The following is an 18,148-nucleotide window of genomic DNA, read 5'->3' as shown; positions in this document are numbered from 1 at the left end:
AAAAACTATGCAAATAATTTCGCAATTTTTTATAAGCCATCTATACGATGTTGAACATGTCATTGAAAGTGATACAAATAACTTTAGATTTCTAAGCCATCTATACGATGTTGAACAAGATCTCGGTACAAGATGTTTTCTCTATATATTTCTAAGCCATCTATACGATGTTGAACTGCTCAAAAGTACGCTCAACAATAATAGTAGATTTCTAAGCCATCTATACGATGTTGAACAATCTAATTGATTGTATAATTCAGGCGCAATCTTTCTAAGCCATCTATACGATGTTGAACCGAGATACTTCGTTTTTTCTTCTTCGCCAGTCTTTTCTAAGCCATCTATACGATGTTGAACTAAAGTTGTCGGACTAATGCTAGGGCTTTTGATTTCTAAGCCATCTATACGATGTTGAACCTAGGGGGAGCTTTTGGCAATCTTGCTTCAATTTTCTAAGCCATCTATACGATGTTGAACGTGATTTAGTGGTTATAAATCAATCAATTAGTTTTCTAAGCCATCTATACGATGTTGAACGATGTCCCATAAAAAACAAGCTTATCACCACTTTTCTAAGCCATCTATACGATGTTGAACTCAAGTCAGGCTCACGTGGTAATTTTAGCGTATTTCTAAGCCATCTATACGATGTTGAACTTGAAAAATCAAATCAGTTTGCCGTCGCGATCGTTTCTAAGCCATCTATACGATGTTGAACTACAGGTGAAGAATTGCTATTTAGACGGTTAATTTCTAAGCCATCTATACGATGTTGAACAATCAAGGTGGCTCTAACGTTGGTAGCGGAAGTTTCTAAGCCATCTATACGATGTTGAACGAACCAGATGAACCTGTACCAGATGAATTATTTTTCTAAGCCATCTATACGATGTTGAACTAATAATATTAATAAAAATTTATTTATTCTTCAAATTGTTAAAGAACATCTGAAAGAAAAACCCTTTTTTACAGCATATTTATAACCCTTTGATCTCATTAGTTAATTTAGCTAGTTAGAAAAAAAGGCTTATAAATTAGGTTAGGAGTAGAGCACAGTGGTCTTATTGCTTAGCCCATAACAGTTAAATTCTAACATAATTAAAATCATTGTCTTTGTTGAAGATCACAATTATTCATTTGACGTTCTATTTAATTTTTATGTAAAAAAGGGCTCAACGCCCTTTTATTTAGTTGTGATTTCTAAAAATCTCGTTTAGATCATTTGGACTAAATCTCCAACCTTGATCGCTGCCTTTGATACAATTAAAACACCATTCTGAGCAAAAAAACTTACTGCGTTTTTGTTTAACGCCAAGCACTATGCCAATAGCTCCCCACCAGTCATATTTTGCACCTTTCGTCTTATCAAAATAGCTCCTAACTTGAGATTCACCCACCCTTTTAAGCTTGATCAAATCCCATTTTTCACTATCTAAAGTCATTTCTTTTTTTCGTACTCCACCATCACGAATAGATGATGAGTAACAAAAAGTGCGACCGTCATTTGCTAGCACGATCTCACAATGAGAGTATTCACCTTTTGTGAATTTTCTTGTAAGCCAGTCAGAAAATCTCGCCAAAAGTGCGGTAAGATTTTTTCCTTTTTTTCGCCCTTTATACAGGGCTAAATAAACTCCATTTTTAATCATTGCTGCGCCTCCGCTAGTGTTTTCATTTTTCCAATAATATCATCGTGAATCCGTTTCAATTCTTCTTCGTTTAGCTCTTCGTGTTTGAGCTCATACTTTCTCATGCGTTGAACTGCAAGCTGTTCTTGTAATGTACGCAGACCTTCTGCTTGTTTAAGAATTAAAAGCGTTGCTGATTTATTATCAAGTCCTGCAACTGTGGCGAAACTTGAAATATAAATGCTTACCTCACCAGTAAAACCAGCTTCTTTAAATGCGGTTGCCGCCGATTCTCGCTCTTTGTATTCTTCAGCAAACCTTGTCCATCTTGCACTAATGTTAGCCGCTGTATCATCAATGCTATCAACTAGATTTTTAATGAGTTCACGCTTAATTTCAGTTTTCTTTTTTTTATCAACAACCCAGCTGTTTCCGTTCCATTTGTGTAATTCTGTTGGTTGTCTATCAACTAGAATGTATTGACTTTTAAAATAAATAAGTTGTTTAGTCTCAAGCTCTGATTCGTTTTCTACTTCCATTTCCACAAAATCATTTAAGTTTTGCGGAATAGGGAAAATTTGATAACTATTCAAATTTTCTTTTAAAAAATAGACTTTCATTTATCACTCCTTTATCGAATATCAATACGCTTTACAAAACGACCAGCAAGATGTTGAATCTGTATTGTTGTACCGTTTCTATCAACAGTCACAGCGAATCTCTCGCCCGCTGTATAATTCCCGATATTGTATGTTGCTCGACGAACATCAAGCCAATAAACTCCGCCTCTTTTACCTTCAATTTCTGCACCCACTTCAAAACTGACGGGTTCAATATTGTAATTATCATCAAGCCTGTGACTTACTGATGATTGAAGATATAAAATTAACGTTTTACCAAAACATTTCTCCGAAATATTAATGCGCCCAGAACCAACATTGCCTTGCCAGACTGTTTTTAATACGCCGACTTGTAATAATCCTGTTTGTAATTGTTGATTAAGCTCGCTCTTTACATTATTAATTTCTTGTGATGCTAGTTGCTTATTTTCTTGAAGTTTGCGCTCAACATGCGCAGATAAAGATTGCATATTTTGCGCAAGCGTGCCTGCATCTAAAGCTCCTGCATTTTCAACTACACCAAAAGCCTTAATCCAAAACTGCACGTCATCAAATGAGTTTTTTGCTTTTATACAAAGTTTTAAAGCAATCGCTCTCGGTCTTGTTTCAGCCCCCCCCGTAGCCATAGGGCTGTCTAATAGCGGATGCATAAATCCGTTGTCGCTGAGATTATCATCTGTCACACTTGTAGAGCGTAATCGTGAATCTATAACAGTTTTCGTTTTGTCATAAAAAACATTACTATCACTTGAATTAATCCAATGGCTTCTAACTTTGTGTACGTGCTTTTTAATTTCGTCACTTTGTGTCTGACCGACACTTAATCCATTTCCAACATTACGGATGAAGCGGTCTTCTGCAAGCGGTACATTTGAAATAGAACCATATTTATCAACAAGATATTGATATAATTCAGGATAATTCTGCTGTGTAACTATTGAACGAATGCTATCGAATGCAATCCAGCCTTCGGGTATGTCATCAAATGGGAAATACGCCGTCATTCCCACGTCACTACGATGTAAATTCGGTAAGATGTCACTATTGCCATTTGCGACATACAAATCTGGGTATGTTACTCTATTAAATGTGCCGCCTATTGCTCTTAAATAACCGTGTGGATTCACGCCTTTTGGAAAAGCAACAACCGCACCAAGTGGCACGCCTTTTTTTCCAGCCTCGTCAATAAAATCACTTACTTCTTTATAATCAATCGACCATCTTACCCAATAAGTGGAATCAACAATATCTGGTCGTTGGTTTTTACTCGCTTTTTTTGCGCGGTACGTTTTATTATCATATTGAACGTATGCGCCTACAGGATAGTCCAGTGTCGCTGACCATTCAGGTAAACCGCGTTGTAACATATAATTAAAATGTTCATCAATGCGCTTAAATAGAGCATTAAAGTGCTCCATTGTGGGAATACCACCTGTTTGTTCAAACGTGAACCCCCACCCTCTTTCAACATCAGGAAATGCACTAACTTCTTGTGAGCCAGCTTTACTCGCAAAAATCTTTTCATCAGGTCTCTTTTGGATTGCCATTTTTAACCTCTGTTATTGAATTAAGTAATTGAATTTAACACCAGCTTGGCGTGGCAAAATATCTAAGTGCTCAACTGCAAATTTCTTAAAATCTGTCATTTTTGATCTCGGAATTGATATAGAAACTGTCATATCGTAGTTATCAGTCACATCACAGCCTTCACCAAAAACAAAAAGGCACGCTTCGATAATGTTCGGTAGCGTGCCTGTTTGGTAATTTTTTAATATTCGGCATTTAATCAAAAATCGATAATCTTCATCAGATAGCCTTACACTATCAGCCAATGGATCTCGTCTACGATACCATTGCCCACCCACATTCTGATTTAATCGCCCAAAACTGAGTGCGTGTTGTGAAGTGTGAAAGCCAAAGAATTTTCTAAGCTGATACCCATTAATAATTCTGACCTGTCCAACGTGTTTACCAACCAAATCCAGCTGATGACCTGTCGATTCTTCAATGTTTAAAACATTTTTTAGGTTATTTAGATCGACGAAAGCCGATCCAAATATATCCTCAAATAGTTTTATCGTTGCGACAGCTCTAGGCTTGTGCCGATATTGCCAAATTAATAAGTTAGAATAACTCATTACTCTACCTCAATTTGAATATTTGCTCGTTGAATCCGTGCTAGTTCTCTCGGCTGAATAATAATATTCTCAGCGTTTAATGCGCCAGAACTTCTACCGATTTTTAGGCTCTTAACCCAAAACCCACCAACGGTATTAATTGGGCTGTAGAGTCTAGAAAGGGAAACATCCTCACCGATTTTAAACTTCACATTCGATAGCATTCTTTTTACTTCGTCTTTGTCGATTTCGGTAAAATCTTCGTATCGGACTAGTGTCATACTAATATGAACATCTACTGGCGTTGCTTTATCGAATTTAATTGTTCTTTGTTTGCCATTTATCATTAAATTGACAGATGTTTGCCCCTGTAATCCAATGCCAGCACCTTTATTTTTATAAATGACTTGTGCGATGTCAGTTTCATTCCCACCTTCTACAACGACATTAATTGAGTGAGATGGAATACCTATGTTGTCTGTTTGACTTGTATTATTTTCTAGAACAATAACTTGTTTAACATCCGCCAAATCACCAATTCCACCCTCAATGGCTTCAGCGGAATTGGTTGCGTTTTTCGCTCGGCTTTTAGCAAAACGTTGTCTTAACTGGCTATCAGTTTCTTCTTCAATACCAATTTCAGCATCAACTGATGTTGTAACACTATTCAGACCGAGAGTGATTGTTTCGATAGTTAATTGTGTATTAGCATTGAGACTGAACGCACCCAACTCTTCACTCCTAAAATCTACTCTAGCGGAACCTGATTCATTTAATGTCACTTTTTGATCTAAAACCCACCGCACTTTATTGGTATCTGATACTATTAGGCTGTTTATTTCAGCATACGGATCGCCAGTTAAAATTACTGAACGTAAGTAACTATAACTCGCTTTTCGTCTAACTAACCCAGCATAAGCAACCCGTTGTTCTAACCAAGCACCTGTTGCCAAATCAGGATCTAACTGTTTATAAACGTCTTCCGCCAATTCCTCTAAATCAACTTTAATCTGACCCAAGATACCAATCATCTGCCCATCAGGTGTATCAGGATCTAGATTGATGTTCTGTCCATAAATACGTTTAAATCCTTGCTCAATTCTCTCTAAAATAGAATCAAGTCTTTCAATCACAATGCCACTTTCTACAAGCTTAGCCATTTTCACCCCCTTAAGAACGATAAACGACACTGTGTGAAGTGCCGTAAATATCTAAATAATCAATTGTCACTGTTAGCATCCGTTCATCCGCATTAAAATTTGATTCATAATGCGTGAGCTGTTTCACCCCTTGTGTTTCCAATACTTGTCTTTTTATTTTCAATTCAAGATCGCTAATGTTAATTGCCCGCCCCATTTTTTCTAACCATGGCAAGCCATGATCTAAATCTAAGAACCAATCATTTGCGAAAGACCAAAGACGTGTTTTTACACATTGTGCAATGGCTTCACTCTGATTTGCATAGTTATTAAAACCATTTCCAAATGTCCAATCATGGTTTTTATCAAGTCTTCTCACTCTCATTCAGGTTCTCCCGTCTTATCTGTTCCACTAGCAACACCAGTATGAACGTGTGATTTACCAGAAACACCACCAGAAATAACATCACTATCACTTGATATAGTTCCAGTTGCTGAGAACTCTCCTGTCTGTGTCGTATTGCCTGTATGCTGGATATTACCTTTAATTAGTATCGTTCCATCTGTTACTCTGATAAACGTGCTACCATCCAAAGTTTGCATTGAAAGACCGTTCATAAAAAAGCCTTTAACTGCATTAGGCACAGAACAAATACCTGGTATAAACATTGCATCTGACAGATCGTGGAAGCGATAATCTAGCGGCTCTGCTGCTTTCGACGATTGCCACCAACCATCAATACAACGTTCACTGAATAATGCTATTCCTTCATCTCCTGCTGTCAGTGGGAAAGTAAAAGCAAAGCCACCACCTCGAGGGAAAGAAACAGGCACATAAACAAGTGGCGGGATTTGTACAGCCTTACCATCTTTTAAAACCTGTTTAATCTGTATAGCCAGTGTTACCGTTTGATTTGCTGGGTCGAAGGTGACCACTTTTGCTGGTAGTGAGGTATGGAGATTCATTTGAGCATATTTTATTTGCTCGTCCGCTGCAGTCTCAGGCGTTGCTAAATGCGTGTTGTAGTTTGGCATCCATTTTCTCCAACGAGTAAAGGCAATTCAATTTGGATCTTGTCTTCAATAACTCTCAATGTTGCTTCCAATATAGGCTTTTTACCTTTCCATTCGCTCAACCCTTTGCCACATAAACTGGCGAACTGTTTTTCTGCTTTGTGTTCGCCAAGCAGTGTGTAGTATTGTTCAAGTAAATTTTTTCCACCTTTAGCTAATTCTTCCGCCATATAATCAAAGGCTTTAATATAGGAAATTTTAATTCCTATTGCTTTTTTAGACTTGTAACCCATAACCAAAAGCATAAAGCCATTTTTGGTTAATTCGTAATAAGGTTGTGGCTTGCCATTCTGTAACCTATTGATTTTAAAACAAACCTCAAAATTGAGTTTTGCGAATTCTTCATCACAGTTTTCAATTAAAGCCTTAATATCTCGCAAAACATTATCGTGTCGTTTGCCAAAAACTTTTGCCACGATTTCCGATGTAGTTACGGTTTGTTGGTTTTTAATTTGTACAAATTGTTTAAAGTTTTCTGGATTTGCTAATTGCATTTTTATTTCCTTTTATAAATTTTAGGTAATAAAAAACCCCGACCATTTCTGATCGGGGTTGTTTGTTGCCTACAACGTTCCTACCTTTCGGCTTGGTATCTACCAATTTAAAGATGTTTGAGGAATTTTAGATATAAAAAAAGCCAAAAAGTAAAATACATTACAATTTGGCTATTGTGGGAAATCTTACTGCAAAAATACTAGGAAATCAAATTTCTCTTATCAATAATCTTTTCTGCTAAATCTAACCAATGGATACATTCTGCTTGGCAATCGTGGGCTAAGCCTGTGAGCTTAGGTCTTCCGTATTCTGCACCTAATAATTTCAACAAGGAATCCAATAAAATACTCACCTCATATCCTAATTGTCGCCCACGTTGTCCGTGTTTATATAGAGCATAAAGCAAATTGTAAGGCACGACAATTTCATCTTCTTTAATTTTTGGCGATGTATCTGTAATGAGCTCACCCTCTAAAACGATCTTATGAACATACTCTACCGCCATTGGGACTTGTTCTGCTGTCAGTTCATCAATATGTTGCACATTAAAGCGTTGGTGAATAAATGAGTAAGCATCTGAATAGATTAAGCCTTTTTTACTGACCAACTGGCTAACAGCTTGTCTTAACCCTGTTCTTTCGTCTGTGGTGGTTTTTCTTTCTGCTTTGCCCTTCATCCAGTAATCTGATAAAGCTTTGTAACACTCTTTTTTGTATGTAATCAATAAATCTCGGATTTCGGGTTTAACACGTTTTACATCAATACCGAACAACCATCCATTTAAGTAATCAATTGGAAGACAAAGCATTTGTTGATCACCACTATTCGTAGGTGCGGTTATGATAACCGTACCTTGACTTAACACCTCATCACGTTGAATACGTTGACGTTGCCCATCCCAATTTAATCCAATATTCTCGCAGATTGGTTTCATTGCAACATAGTAAATACTGTTGTGTTCAAAAGTGGAAAGTGGTTGATTGTGGAAGTTGATAGTTTGAATTTGAGCTGTCATTTTGAGTTTCCTTTTGAGAGAAGTACCCTAATCGAATTAGGGTGATCGAGAGCTCAAAACTAGCTCAAAATCTAGCGGACTTATTCCCCGAAGGTATTGTATTCGTCGCACTCTCGATCATTGATACTAAATTATTGTCTATGCCTAAATTTGTTGATGAGAAAAAGAAGCAAATTTAAAGCATAAAAAAATCACACTGACGGGGTGTTTACTATCCTTATGGATACCGTTTTGAGAAAGGCTTTTGAGACCTTAGTTAAATAATAAATAAAAAAGCCTGTGTTGTAAACAGGCTATTTGCGTTTTTTCAGTGGCTTGTCTTTCCATCGTTTTGCAAGCCATTCAAATTCTTGGTAGAACGTTGGTGCATTTTGACGTTGGCGGATTTCATACACAAGCGGACAGAAACGATCCCACATTCTTGTGATATTGGTGTACTGCATTTCTTTGTAGATTTTTTCTTCAAAGGCTTTATTGTGGATACTTTGAGCAATAAACTCATAGCGATTTAACAACATTGTGATCTGTTTATACACGACACTTTGTAATTCTTTTTCTTTGAAGTAGAACTCGACAAAGGAGATTTCTTTGTCTCTAACTAAGTTAAAGACAGTAAATTTGGCGGTAGTTAATTCTTTATCTTGATTTTCTTGCAAAAGCACATCAATCGTTGTGCGTTTCCGTGCCATTTTTCCATTATGGACAATAGCAAGCACAGCCATTAGTGCAGATAAAACAATGGCTCCTGTTTGTATCCAGAAGCCATAGCTCTCACCTAAAAAAGTGGGGTTATCCATTTAGAAACCATCCCATCCTTCATTAAATTGTTTCATAACATTCTCTCCCTCTGTATTTACTTAGACTAAAAAAGCCTGCTCAAGTTCACTTGGCAAGCTGTTTATCCGTCTAAATTGTTATAAAGAACAAAATGATTACTGTCACTAATCTTTGTTAATATGTACTATTAACTCTTCAAATGATTGTTTAAGTGTTACTACTTAACTATGACTTACATAGTGCTGAAATGGTACTTAATTTTGATAAACTATGCAAATAATTTCGCAATTTTTTATAAGCCATCTATACGATGTTTAACATGATGACGGTAAAAACTGTCATATTACAATATTTCTAAGCCATCTATACGATGTTGAACACTTACGGGGCTAATCTTAAATTTTATTCCAATTTCTAAGCCATCTATACGATGTTGAACGCTGAATATAAAATTCATCACTTTGATCTGAATTTCTAAGCCATCTATACGATGTTTAACATTTGAATCTCTAAATATAAAAAGCCCCTCTAGGTCAAGGGGCTTAAAATCAAGAATAACTTTATTATAGATTTTTCATTGTATTTTGCTCTTTTTGTTCTTGTATTTTTGCTTTATTAGGATGAGAATAAATCAACTTAAAATAGTGATATTTATCTCTACCGCCACTATTACTTTCTTTTATCAAATATTGAATACCAATATCAACACCCGACACATTAAAATTATATCCAGCTAAATTACTCTTACCTAATATATTCTTGTATTTTTCTTTAATTAGGGAAACGTATGTTTCTATCTGCTTTTCTATTTCTATTTTACCAAGAGTTGCAAATTTTGGCACTGATACAGCTCTAACTTCAACCAATCCCATATTTTTGTTAAAAACTAACTCATAACTATTTATGTTTTCTAGATTAGAATTGCTGTCTTTGGCATCAATTTCAATTTCTTGAATGTATTGATTTTGAGTTATCGTCTTAAATTTAACTTTGTTCTTTTCAAAATCCTGAACTCCAACTCCCCATTCAAACCCGGCTAGTTGAGGAATTTCTTGCTGCACTGCTGAGCTTATACTTTCAGTTTTAGTATATTGCTTATCTTTAGAGGCAACGAACCCTATGACAATCAATACAGCCGTCGCAACCAATACCCATATCAAAAAATATTTAATGATTCTATAGCATAAATGAGGTTTTTGTTTAGGCTGATTATTGCTAGGTGGTTCATCATTCATTTCGGGGGTATCCATATCATTTTGAAGATACTCAACATGTTCATCTTCAACCAATTTACTTTTAGAATTACCACTAATTTTTGTTCTAGAATAAATTCCTGTACCAGGAATGCCTGTATTTAAGTATGCTCCGTTTTTACCTACATTTACAGAAGCGCCCTTTACACCAACCGTTGCACTCACTCCGCTCTTACTCAAGTTAACTGTAATACCAGGTGCTATTTTTACTCTCTTTCTAAATTTAAATGGGTTTTTGAAAGCACTTCTTGCCATATATTAATCTCCTTATTTAAAAGAGATTAAATTCTAAACATTATTAAAATCATTGTCTGTGTTGGAGATCACAATTATCTACTCTTTTTTCTTCTCAACTTTTTTAAACTTTCCACCAATAACAATTAATCTACTTACCCAATCACCACCTAAACCATCACCATTATGCGATAATTTAATAACTTTATATTCACCGTTAAAGTATTCTAGGATTGATTGAACTTTGACAAGACTACCGATTTGGAGTGCTGGATTAAGCAAGCAGGATAGTTCTAAACCATCATCTGTTTGCTCTGGCATACCAAGCATTCCTGTTTCCTGTGACAGCAGAACAATATCATCATTAATCACTTTGTCTTTTGGTAGAAAAACAAGATTTCCATCTTGAATAGACCAGTCTGCATTGTTATTTCTTGCAATGCGATTCAGCACTTCTCGACTATCACCATTCATTACGCGCCCACGTGGGAGCTGTCTTTTGTTCGGAATATCGACCGCACTTTCATTGACATTCGGCATTGTCTTTTGAATTTCTTTGATAATCTGCTCATCTGTCGCACCTTGCTTTAGTGTAGATGATACCCTTGATTCAGTATAAGCTTTGAATCCGTCTGAACACTCAATATCTAAGATAAAATCCAATCCGTCACGTCTAACCTTGATTTTGTTAATATCGCCAGAATAAATCGTTCTTAATTCGTGATAGCCAACAAGCAAAGTCAATTTCTTAAAAGATTGGCTTAACGCTTGATTGATATGGGTTCTGTTTAAGTTCCAAATGCTGATTTTTGCTGGATTAGGCTTTTCATTGATCGTTTTGTCAATCTCAAAAGAGACTCTTAACTGTTCAATAATTAATGTCTCATTATCGTTACTCAGCTCAACTTTCCATTGCCGCCCGAATTGCTTCATCTTTCGCTCCAATATATAGAAAACACCTTGTGCCTAAATCTTCAATTGCCATAGGGTCTAAGTGCGCACCACTCTCATCCTCCACCCAAAAGAAATAGCTTTGTGTCGTTCTATGCAATAATGGAATACCACAAGCTAACGATACCCCATTGCAAATTTGCTTTTGTGAAACTGGCTCAAAAATATCCATCGCCCAAAAATTACCAATACTATTAAAACGCAGGGTCAGACGTATTTTGACTCCTTCAAACTCAAATGTTTGCTCTTGAAATGGATCTTGTGTAACTGGAATTTGTAGCACATTTACTCCTTAGCTAAATGCTTTTATTACACCGTTAGCAAACCTATCAAGTAGCGAACTTTCTTTAGGCACACTCGGTTGTGTTGTGCCTTGTTGCGTTTTAGCTGCTGACTGAACGCCCGCTCGCCCGCTCTTTTTCTTCCCTGCCACAGAGGATTTACCCTTTGAAACCGTTGCTGTATCAACAATAAATACTTCTCTTGCTGTTATTGTGAATTCAGCACTACCGTCTTTTGTTTGTCTAACTGAGATAGATTCAATCATCATATTCTTGTAGAGCAACAACCCTGTCTGAATTTCGATAGTTTCCCCTGATTTCTGGCTCGATACTAAATCTGCGTAGCATTTTTGTACCCGCCCATTTGCATCAGAACTATCTAATAAACCACCTAAGCCAAAATCAGGTAAAAAGGGAGCAATTGACCGCGCTTTATTAACCGTCTGTTTAGCGGTATCAATAGCTCCTTGGACTTGACTCGCCACCCGAGTTGCCTTGGCAATGGTTTGCTGTGTCTGTGAAATCACTTTAGCGGGAAGAGGCAATCCATTTAAAAAATCACTTACTCCTCTGATATTGCCAACACCAGGAATATTTAATCCTGCACCGTCGTGGTCGTGATCGACAACCACCCCAACAATAGTTATTTGTTTTGGTTTAACGACAGCATGATCGGCAATTTCAGCACCACTCTCTATCGGATTATCTGTAATAGAGAGTTCAGATGTATGCTCTTCTGTCGTCACAACATCAAGTGTAATTTTACCAATACGTCTGTTCGATATTTGTGTGAAATTAAACATTAACACTCCCTACATCACTACGCTTGTTTTCGTGTTTAATATGGCATTTGTAGCATCAAGTGTCGCCTTGCCAATATCTTTTGCTAAGTCACTAGAACCATTAATTGTGAAGTGTTGTGTGATTTTATTATTGCTGTTTGTCATGCGGTTGTCCGCACTTGTGTTTGAAATAGCATTTTTAGGCAATGATGAGAATTGACCGCTGGGATCTACGCCTAACATATCGTAACTACTTGTATTTGACATTACATTGTTATTTTCACTATCCCCACCAGTAAAGAAATCACCTATAGCTTTCGCGCCGTTAATGATAGGTTGGATGTATTTATTATACTGCTCTTTAATCCAGTCAAACGCCGCCTTAAATGGTGCTTTAATAAGTTCTGTAGCACTTTTAAATGTGTTTTCTACACTATCCATAGTGATTTCTTTACCTGTAAGCAGATCCCACAGTGATTTGATTACAGTAAATCCGAGAGCGAAAGGAAAAGTGATGACATCAAAATAGGCTTTGAATTTCTCTTCTAGTGTAGAGGAATCAAACCAATCTAATAATTCTTTCCATTTTTTGTTAGCCCACTTAATACCTGCAACACACTTACCCCAGAACTCATCAAATAAAGATTCTTCACCACGCAAGAAACTTAAAAAATCATCAACAAGCAAGAATAATCCAGTTATCGCTGCAACTACCCACATTATTGGATTTGTAGCAAATGCAATAAGCATCTTACGACTCAACCAAATTAACGCAGCACCAACAAGATAAATTGCATTTTCCCAGCCAATAGTACTTGTAACAATCAAATCAATTGTACTAATAAATCGAGTAACAAAATCAAGCATCCATGCAATAGAATCACCAAGCACAGACAGTCCTTTTTTAATGAGGTCATTGTTTACAACAAACCAATTTTTAAATCGCTCAATCATTCGCTGAATCGCTGGCGCAAATTTAAGTGAAAGATACTCACCTACTGCTTTGATCATCTGACTTAAATCAGTCAATGAATCCTTAAAATCAGCTGCTATTTGAGCATTTTCTTTTGTCCCAACCCCAAGCGTCATTTTGTCACGTTCAGCCATTAACTCAGCAAGTTCCTGTTTGCCTAGTCTTAATGTCTGAATCATTGATTCGTCAATGCCAAGCTTAGACAGCATCGCTATCTGTTCTTGCTCGCTCATTGATTGCATTTTATCGCTCAACTCACCCATTATGGTAATTGAGTCCTTTACATTACCCTCAGCGTCTTTTGCTTTGAGTCCATAATCTTCGAACGCTTTTGCGCCACGACCTATACCAACTGCGGCTTCACCGATTGCTTTAGATAAACCTTTTATTGATGCTTGCGCAGCTTCTGATGATGAACCATTTACTTCTGCAACTTTACCTAACTGATAGATTTTATCGACCGCCTCACCAGTTACCTTCGATAGCTGATGAATATCATCAAGTGCAGTAAGTTGCGCATTTGCAAATGCGGTTAACCCAGCAACCGCACCTGCAAATGCAGCACCAATAAGCCCAGCAGCAATAGGAAGTTTACCAAGCAAGCTATCTGTTTCTTTTAGCTTGTTTAAATCTTTCTCATCAGTTTTTACACCGATTTTAATCAATAATTCATTGAGTAGCATTTACTTGTTCCTGTTGCGCTATTTCTGCAATAACCTCGTGAAATGACAAAAGGTCAGCTAATGAATAGACCGACCTTAATTCGTGAAGCGTACAGTATCTTTTGACTATTGGTGTAAAAATAAACCAGTCAATTTGCGACTGGCTTACTTGTTTAGATTGCTTGGAAGAATAGAGGTTAGCAATGTACCCCCACCGCTGAAAAAATCCGCAAATTGATATTTCACCCCCTCTACCAATACTTGGATCAAATGACTGCGATATTGGTTAAAATGCTTGTCTGGGTTGTCAGATAAGCGATATTGCGAACCTTCGATACAACAAGTTGTGTGCTTGAGTACGATATCTTCCAATGCTTTTACACTTGGATCGCCAAGACAAGACAATAAATGCGTTAAAACTGCATAGCCAACCTGCTCTTTTTCTCCAGCTTTAACGCCAGATAAATCTACACCTTGAACCAGTTTTAATGCGTTTTTAATTGCACTCCAAGCACCCATTGCGTTAGCGGGTGTCATAACATAACGAACACCACCTAATTCAAATTCGTGTTGCATTTCCATAAATTACACCCCTTTCTCTAGATTCATCACAACATTTTCAAACTTAATTGTCCAAGTTTGCGCATTATGCCCTTGACCTCGCACAAAGCTTAGTGGCGTAGTAAAGTAGCCTTTTGTTGCCGTGACAACATCACCATTCATTAAATCACGAATAGATAGAGTCATAGGTGCAAAAGTTTTAATGCTATTCTTCTGTTGATTACGTAATTTATTTAAGTAAGCGTTATCTTCTGAATGTTGTTTAATTTTGAGTGTTAGCGTGCCTGATTTATCAGTGTTCGCAATAAAAATACCACGACCATCTGCACCGATAATATATTCACCATCGTCAACAGAATAATTCACACTAATTACATCAGCACCATCTGCCCAGTCGCTAATTTCACGCCCATCTAATAAAACACTGACCTCTTTTGGATCGAATACTGCCATTTTTTACTCCTTATCGATTGTAATTAACGATAATGTCAACGAAATGAATTGCACCTGCTAGTTTCACAGCCACCTGAATTGGCGTTGCTTTACGTTGCTCCCTGTCGCTATCAGAAAGTGTATCCATTGGTGCAGCCCAAACGTAGTAGCCTTTTTCGAGATAGTCTCCTGTTTTAAGGGAGCCAAAACTATCCCCTGTCCATTGACCAGGAGCAAATGCACCGTTATTAATCCCCTCGAGACATACTTTTTCAACAGCGGAAATAAGCACCGCTTGACCTTTATCAGTAAGTGGGATCTTGGTTGGTGATTTATAAAGACGAGCAAACACTTCTTTCTGAACCGCATCAGTGAACCAGTCTAAAATCACAATCTCATCGGCAAACTTACCACCAATAACTGTACCTTCTGCGATCATCGCTACATCGTCATAATAAGTGTAGGTGTTAATACCTAAGCGTTTAGCTTTATTATGTTCGGTTGCGGTCACATCATCAGCAGTGATTCCAGGTTGTGTTTTAAACTTCAACGTCATTGTTGAGTTGTTCGCTGCAAAGTTTACCGATAATAAACGCGCTAACGCTGACGATGCAGCGTATAAATCATCTTTATCAAAAATTGCTAATGTGTGATCTAATTGTGCATCGTAAAGTTTCTTGAAGATATTCGTTGCTTTCCATTCGAGGTTTTCCACACGGATAACATTTACTCCAAATAGCTTCGTGTTTGCCTGAGCATATTCGGCACAGGTTTCAATTTGTGCTTCTGTCAGTTGCGCAGCAAAAGTAAAGCCATACCAACTATTATTCACTTCGGCAACATTGAATAACGCTTGATTGACCTTTTCCGCTTTTAAAACAATTTGCGCTGCACCTTTTTCAGATAAAACTTGTCCATCTTCAAGTTTAAGCATTGCCCCGATGTACTGACCATCCTGACCATCATCGAACGCATATTTCATTACTGTACCTGGATGGATACCAGCCGTTGAGCTTGTTACTAAAAAGCGGTTACCTACCTCATCATAGGTGATTGTTACCCCAGCCGTTAATGCTGTGAGTTTTTCTTGAATTTTCGTTGCAACATTCGCAAACCCTGTACTTTCAGTAAGATTTACTCCTTTAACGTCTAATGTTTTATCGCCAACGATGAATTTAAAATAACCGTTCGAGATGTTTTTAAAATCATCCAGATCGTTGTTTAAAACTGCTCCTGATAGCTTATTCGAAGTCTGCGGAATAGTTGTTCCTGTTTTCTGCCAGCGACAAATAATTAACTGTTTGGCACGTGGACTTTGACTGAAAAATGGAAAACTCGCTTTCGCAGTTTCTGAATTGGAACCAAAAAGCTGTTCGACTTCTTGCTGACTTTGTACATAAACATAACAAGTTTCAGCGTCATTGAACGCAGAACCTGTTTCAGGTGTAAATAATGCAACAACACCAAAATCTTTACGTGGAGCTGATTTTGGCACAGTGTTAAGTTGCACATTAACAACATTCGAAATGGATAGAGCCATTATGAATTTCCTCTTATTTGTTTAACTAAATGATTATTTGTAGTGACATCGACTTGCTCGATAGGATTAAGTGGCGTTTCAACAACGTGATGATGTGATATTTCACAATCAAATTGTCCACGTTCCTCGAAGTTTGCTGGAATTGTTGCGGTAAGATTCCTTACATCAGAAAAGCTGACAATGCCCGCATTCATTGCTTTAAATGCATCAATTAATTCTGAGCTTTGTAAGATCGTTCTTAATTTCATTGCTACTCTCACTGAATTTGAGCCGTAACAAGAAATACTCACCACACTTAAGCAGCTTGTTGTGATGGTTTCTTTTAAACCGTCAAAGACTCGCTTACTTTGCCCAATTTCCTTACTGGACATCATATCTACCGTGATAAAACGAGATAGCTTATTTTCAGGCAACCACCCACCAATCACCGAGCCATCAGGTAATTTCAAAGCCCTCTGAATCAACTTTCGCAGTCGAACTATGTCGAACTCCGATATTGTTGTAGTATCCATAATCTCCCCAATCCCCTGCTTTTATGATTCTGTAATCGTGATTTCTAAAATGAACTAGATCGCCAATTGACAGCGGAACACCAGTAAAAAACTTCATCGATGGTAAAAAACGCTCCATCTCTGGCATTAACTGCATATCGTTTGGTGTTGTTGGAATAGCAATAGCGATAATCTTTTCAGGCTTTGAATAAACCGCATTAAAACCTTCTGCAGAATGTTCACCTTTTAGCCTTTTTAGTGTTAGAGTTTGCCTAAACAAGCTATTATTCAATCGTCCACGTTGATTAATTAAACTCATCTCACAACTCCTTTTATTGACTGTCGCAATTTACCTGTATCGATAAGCGGTTTACTCGAACCTTTACGTTTAATTGTTTTAGGATTATTCGGCACCCAATTTCCACGCACTATATTTTCTTGAACATCAGCTTGAGCAATTAACGCGAGTTGTTCATAGATTTTTTCTGGCTCAACGCCTTTCTTAAACAGATTAACGAACATTGAGACATACTTTTCCCGATTATCATTTAATGTCTGTCTTAAAAAAGGGCGCTCTGGAATATGGTCATTGCCAAATTCAAGCACTGCGGCAAGACTGGCCATATTGAAACTAGGTTGATCTTCAAGTGATTTATTAACCTCTTCTGGAATGCCCACGAAAACATCTTTTTTAACTAGCTCATTCAGTGTTTTAGCTAAATCCTTAAGCGCATTAAAATTGCCAGAAATGGAAACACTCATACCACAATTATCCCAACACCAATTAATTTACGAAGTCGTAAATACTCCTGCCCGTAAGCAGTTGTTTGATAGAAGTCATCGCTAGGATTTGAAATCGATTGCGTATAGCTTACTGAAAGTTCACCTGCTGCCTCAGAAGAAATAGGGCGAATCGCTCCACCCTGACTTTCTTTCGAATTAAAACTTATTCTAAGCAAGTGAGCTGTTAATGCCATTACGCCACGCTCATACAATCGCCCCCAATGCCTTTCGCTGATCTCAGCTTTTGCATCTTCAATAAAAATGCCGACTTGTTCAGGGTCGGCATTTTTAAACTCTGGATAACGCTTTATAAAACTGTTTTGTAATGGCATTTATTACT

The 18,148-nt window shown here is 37.2% G+C and carries 22 protein-coding genes and 1 CRISPR repeat array; all 22 genes read right to left on the bottom strand.

Annotation, left to right across the window (positions count from 1 at the left end; genetic code table 11):
• Positions 1 to 28: 28 nt before the first annotated feature.
• A CRISPR array of direct repeats spans positions 29 to 898; the repeat unit is 28 nt; unit sequence TTTCTAAGCCATCTATACGATGTTGAAC.
• Positions 899 to 1,187: 289 nt separating this feature from the next.
• The 22 genes from K7G93_RS03070 to K7G93_RS02965 all read right to left on the bottom strand — a co-directional run bounded on the left by K7G93_RS03070 (position 1,188) and on the right by K7G93_RS02965 (position 18,140).
• Complete coding sequence (locus K7G93_RS03070; protein WP_228400462.1) at positions 1,188 to 1,649, bottom strand: enoyl-CoA hydratase; 462 nt, start codon at positions 1,647 to 1,649, stop codon at positions 1,188 to 1,190.
• On the bottom strand, positions 1,646 to 2,248 hold the full coding sequence (locus K7G93_RS03065) for a hypothetical protein (RefSeq protein WP_228400461.1): 603 nt from the start codon (positions 2,246 to 2,248) through the stop codon (positions 1,646 to 1,648). Before K7G93_RS03065 ends, K7G93_RS03070 begins: the two co-directional genes overlap by 4 nt.
• 11 nt (positions 2,249 to 2,259) lie before the next feature.
• Positions 2,260 to 3,795, bottom strand: coding sequence for a tail fiber protein (locus tag K7G93_RS03060; RefSeq protein WP_228400460.1), 1,536 nt, complete (start codon positions 3,793 to 3,795; stop codon positions 2,260 to 2,262).
• 12 nt (positions 3,796 to 3,807) lie between these two features.
• A complete protein-coding gene (locus tag K7G93_RS03055) occupies positions 3,808 to 4,386 on the bottom strand; it encodes a DUF2612 domain-containing protein (RefSeq protein ID WP_228400459.1) in 579 nt (192 codons plus the stop codon).
• Positions 4,386 to 5,525, bottom strand: coding sequence for a baseplate J/gp47 family protein (locus tag K7G93_RS03050; RefSeq protein ID WP_228400458.1), 1,140 nt, complete (start codon positions 5,523 to 5,525; stop codon positions 4,386 to 4,388). The genes K7G93_RS03055 and K7G93_RS03050 overlap by 1 nt, the downstream gene beginning before the upstream one ends.
• A gap of 10 nt (positions 5,526 to 5,535) precedes the next feature.
• Complete coding sequence (locus tag K7G93_RS03045; protein ID WP_228400457.1) at positions 5,536 to 5,889, bottom strand: contractile injection system sheath initiator; 354 nt, start codon at positions 5,887 to 5,889, stop codon at positions 5,536 to 5,538.
• The gene (locus K7G93_RS03040; RefSeq protein ID WP_228400456.1) at positions 5,886 to 6,539 is read right to left on the bottom strand and encodes a Gp138 family membrane-puncturing spike protein; all 654 of its coding nucleotides are present in this window, start codon (positions 6,537 to 6,539) and stop codon (positions 5,886 to 5,888) included. The genes K7G93_RS03045 and K7G93_RS03040 overlap by 4 nt, the downstream gene beginning before the upstream one ends.
• Positions 6,515 to 7,072: a Rha family transcriptional regulator gene (locus tag K7G93_RS03035; protein WP_126373114.1), complete on the bottom strand. Its 558-nt coding sequence runs from the start codon at positions 7,070 to 7,072 to the stop codon at positions 6,515 to 6,517. Before K7G93_RS03035 ends, K7G93_RS03040 begins: the two co-directional genes overlap by 25 nt.
• Before the next feature lie 200 nt (positions 7,073 to 7,272).
• Positions 7,273 to 8,088 carry a phage antirepressor N-terminal domain-containing protein gene (locus tag K7G93_RS03030; RefSeq protein WP_228400455.1) on the bottom strand — a complete coding sequence of 272 codons (816 nt, stop codon included), beginning with the start codon at positions 8,086 to 8,088 and terminating at the stop codon, positions 7,273 to 7,275.
• Positions 8,089 to 8,381: 293 nt separating this feature from the next.
• Positions 8,382 to 8,885: a DUF4760 domain-containing protein gene (locus K7G93_RS03025; RefSeq protein WP_126373130.1), complete on the bottom strand. Its 504-nt coding sequence runs from the start codon at positions 8,883 to 8,885 to the stop codon at positions 8,382 to 8,384.
• Positions 8,886 to 9,428: 543 nt separating this feature from the next.
• A complete protein-coding gene (locus K7G93_RS03020; RefSeq protein WP_228400454.1) occupies positions 9,429 to 10,373 on the bottom strand; it encodes a DUF4236 domain-containing protein in 945 nt (314 codons plus the stop codon).
• A 78-nt stretch (positions 10,374 to 10,451) separates the two neighbouring features.
• Positions 10,452 to 11,285: a phage protein gene (locus K7G93_RS03015; RefSeq protein ID WP_228400453.1), complete on the bottom strand. Its 834-nt coding sequence runs from the start codon at positions 11,283 to 11,285 to the stop codon at positions 10,452 to 10,454.
• Positions 11,254 to 11,586: a phage baseplate plug family protein gene (locus K7G93_RS03010; protein ID WP_228400452.1), complete on the bottom strand. Its 333-nt coding sequence runs from the start codon at positions 11,584 to 11,586 to the stop codon at positions 11,254 to 11,256. Before K7G93_RS03010 ends, K7G93_RS03015 begins: the two co-directional genes overlap by 32 nt.
• A gap of 9 nt (positions 11,587 to 11,595) precedes the next feature.
• Positions 11,596 to 12,387, bottom strand: coding sequence for a phage baseplate protein (locus K7G93_RS03005; protein WP_228400451.1), 792 nt, complete (start codon positions 12,385 to 12,387; stop codon positions 11,596 to 11,598).
• A 9-nt stretch (positions 12,388 to 12,396) separates the two neighbouring features.
• A complete protein-coding gene (locus tag K7G93_RS03000) occupies positions 12,397 to 14,022 on the bottom strand; it encodes a phage tail tape measure protein (RefSeq protein WP_228400450.1) in 1,626 nt (541 codons plus the stop codon).
• Between the two features lie 144 nt (positions 14,023 to 14,166).
• A complete protein-coding gene (locus K7G93_RS02995; RefSeq protein ID WP_191134819.1) occupies positions 14,167 to 14,583 on the bottom strand; it encodes a phage tail assembly chaperone in 417 nt (138 codons plus the stop codon).
• Between the two features lie 3 nt (positions 14,584 to 14,586).
• The gene (locus K7G93_RS02990) at positions 14,587 to 15,015 is read right to left on the bottom strand and encodes a phage structural protein (RefSeq protein ID WP_228400449.1); all 429 of its coding nucleotides are present in this window, start codon (positions 15,013 to 15,015) and stop codon (positions 14,587 to 14,589) included.
• A 10-nt stretch (positions 15,016 to 15,025) separates the two neighbouring features.
• A complete protein-coding gene (locus K7G93_RS02985) occupies positions 15,026 to 16,534 on the bottom strand; it encodes a DUF3383 domain-containing protein (protein WP_228400448.1) in 1,509 nt (502 codons plus the stop codon).
• Positions 16,534 to 16,983, bottom strand: coding sequence for a phage neck terminator protein (locus K7G93_RS02980; RefSeq protein ID WP_228400447.1), 450 nt, complete (start codon positions 16,981 to 16,983; stop codon positions 16,534 to 16,536). The genes K7G93_RS02985 and K7G93_RS02980 overlap by 1 nt, the downstream gene beginning before the upstream one ends.
• A complete protein-coding gene (locus K7G93_RS02975) occupies positions 16,970 to 17,344 on the bottom strand; it encodes a hypothetical protein (protein WP_228400446.1) in 375 nt (124 codons plus the stop codon). The genes K7G93_RS02980 and K7G93_RS02975 overlap by 14 nt, the downstream gene beginning before the upstream one ends.
• Positions 17,341 to 17,787, bottom strand: a complete 447-nt coding sequence (locus K7G93_RS02970) for an HK97-gp10 family putative phage morphogenesis protein (protein WP_191134822.1) — start codon at positions 17,785 to 17,787, stop codon at positions 17,341 to 17,343. Before K7G93_RS02970 ends, K7G93_RS02975 begins: the two co-directional genes overlap by 4 nt.
• Positions 17,784 to 18,140: a DUF4054 domain-containing protein gene (locus tag K7G93_RS02965; RefSeq protein ID WP_151249411.1), complete on the bottom strand. Its 357-nt coding sequence runs from the start codon at positions 18,138 to 18,140 to the stop codon at positions 17,784 to 17,786. The genes K7G93_RS02970 and K7G93_RS02965 overlap by 4 nt, the downstream gene beginning before the upstream one ends.
• Positions 18,141 to 18,148: the final 8 nt, after the last annotated feature.

Source organism: Pasteurella canis (genome assembly GCF_020810675.1).
In the GTDB taxonomy this organism is placed as follows: domain Bacteria; phylum Pseudomonadota; class Gammaproteobacteria; order Enterobacterales; family Pasteurellaceae; genus Pasteurella; species Pasteurella canis.
This window is presented reverse-complemented; position numbering and strand designations above follow the sequence as displayed.

Excerpts from the sequence above, each read along its gene's own strand:
- K7G93_RS02975 (WP_228400446.1), bottom strand. The coding sequence starts at position 17,344 with ATGAGTTTAATTAATCAACGTGGACGATTGAATAATAGCTTGTTTAGG.
- K7G93_RS02970 (WP_191134822.1), bottom strand. The coding sequence starts at position 17,787 with ATGAGTGTTTCCATTTCTGGCAATTTTAATGCGCTTAAGGATTTAGCT.
- K7G93_RS03065 (WP_228400461.1), bottom strand. The coding sequence starts at position 2,248 with ATGAAAGTCTATTTTTTAAAAGAAAATTTGAATAGTTATCAAATTTTC.
- K7G93_RS03005 (WP_228400451.1), bottom strand. The coding sequence starts at position 12,387 with ATGTTTAATTTCACACAAATATCGAACAGACGTATTGGTAAAATTACA.
- K7G93_RS03040 (WP_228400456.1), bottom strand. The coding sequence starts at position 6,539 with ATGCCAAACTACAACACGCATTTAGCAACGCCTGAGACTGCAGCGGAC.
- K7G93_RS03000 (WP_228400450.1), bottom strand. The coding sequence starts at position 14,022 with ATGCTACTCAATGAATTATTGATTAAAATCGGTGTAAAAACTGATGAG.
- K7G93_RS03015 (WP_228400453.1), bottom strand. The coding sequence starts at position 11,285 with ATGAAGCAATTCGGGCGGCAATGGAAAGTTGAGCTGAGTAACGATAAT.
- K7G93_RS03025 (WP_126373130.1), bottom strand. The coding sequence starts at position 8,885 with ATGGATAACCCCACTTTTTTAGGTGAGAGCTATGGCTTCTGGATACAA.
- K7G93_RS02995 (WP_191134819.1), bottom strand. The coding sequence starts at position 14,583 with ATGGAAATGCAACACGAATTTGAATTAGGTGGTGTTCGTTATGTTATG.
- K7G93_RS02985 (WP_228400448.1), bottom strand. The coding sequence starts at position 16,534 with ATGGCTCTATCCATTTCGAATGTTGTTAATGTGCAACTTAACACTGTG.
- K7G93_RS03060 (WP_228400460.1), bottom strand. The coding sequence starts at position 3,795 with ATGGCAATCCAAAAGAGACCTGATGAAAAGATTTTTGCGAGTAAAGCT.
- K7G93_RS02990 (WP_228400449.1), bottom strand. The coding sequence starts at position 15,015 with ATGGCAGTATTCGATCCAAAAGAGGTCAGTGTTTTATTAGATGGGCGT.
- K7G93_RS03050 (WP_228400458.1), bottom strand. The coding sequence starts at position 5,525 with ATGGCTAAGCTTGTAGAAAGTGGCATTGTGATTGAAAGACTTGATTCT.
- K7G93_RS03035 (WP_126373114.1), bottom strand. The coding sequence starts at position 7,072 with ATGCAATTAGCAAATCCAGAAAACTTTAAACAATTTGTACAAATTAAA.
- K7G93_RS03045 (WP_228400457.1), bottom strand. The coding sequence starts at position 5,889 with ATGAGAGTGAGAAGACTTGATAAAAACCATGATTGGACATTTGGAAAT.
- K7G93_RS02965 (WP_151249411.1), bottom strand. The coding sequence starts at position 18,140 with ATGCCATTACAAAACAGTTTTATAAAGCGTTATCCAGAGTTTAAAAAT.
- K7G93_RS03030 (WP_228400455.1), bottom strand. The coding sequence starts at position 8,088 with ATGACAGCTCAAATTCAAACTATCAACTTCCACAATCAACCACTTTCC.
- K7G93_RS03055 (WP_228400459.1), bottom strand. The coding sequence starts at position 4,386 with ATGAGTTATTCTAACTTATTAATTTGGCAATATCGGCACAAGCCTAGA.
- K7G93_RS03020 (WP_228400454.1), bottom strand. The coding sequence starts at position 10,373 with ATGGCAAGAAGTGCTTTCAAAAACCCATTTAAATTTAGAAAGAGAGTA.
- K7G93_RS03070 (WP_228400462.1), bottom strand. The coding sequence starts at position 1,649 with ATGATTAAAAATGGAGTTTATTTAGCCCTGTATAAAGGGCGAAAAAAA.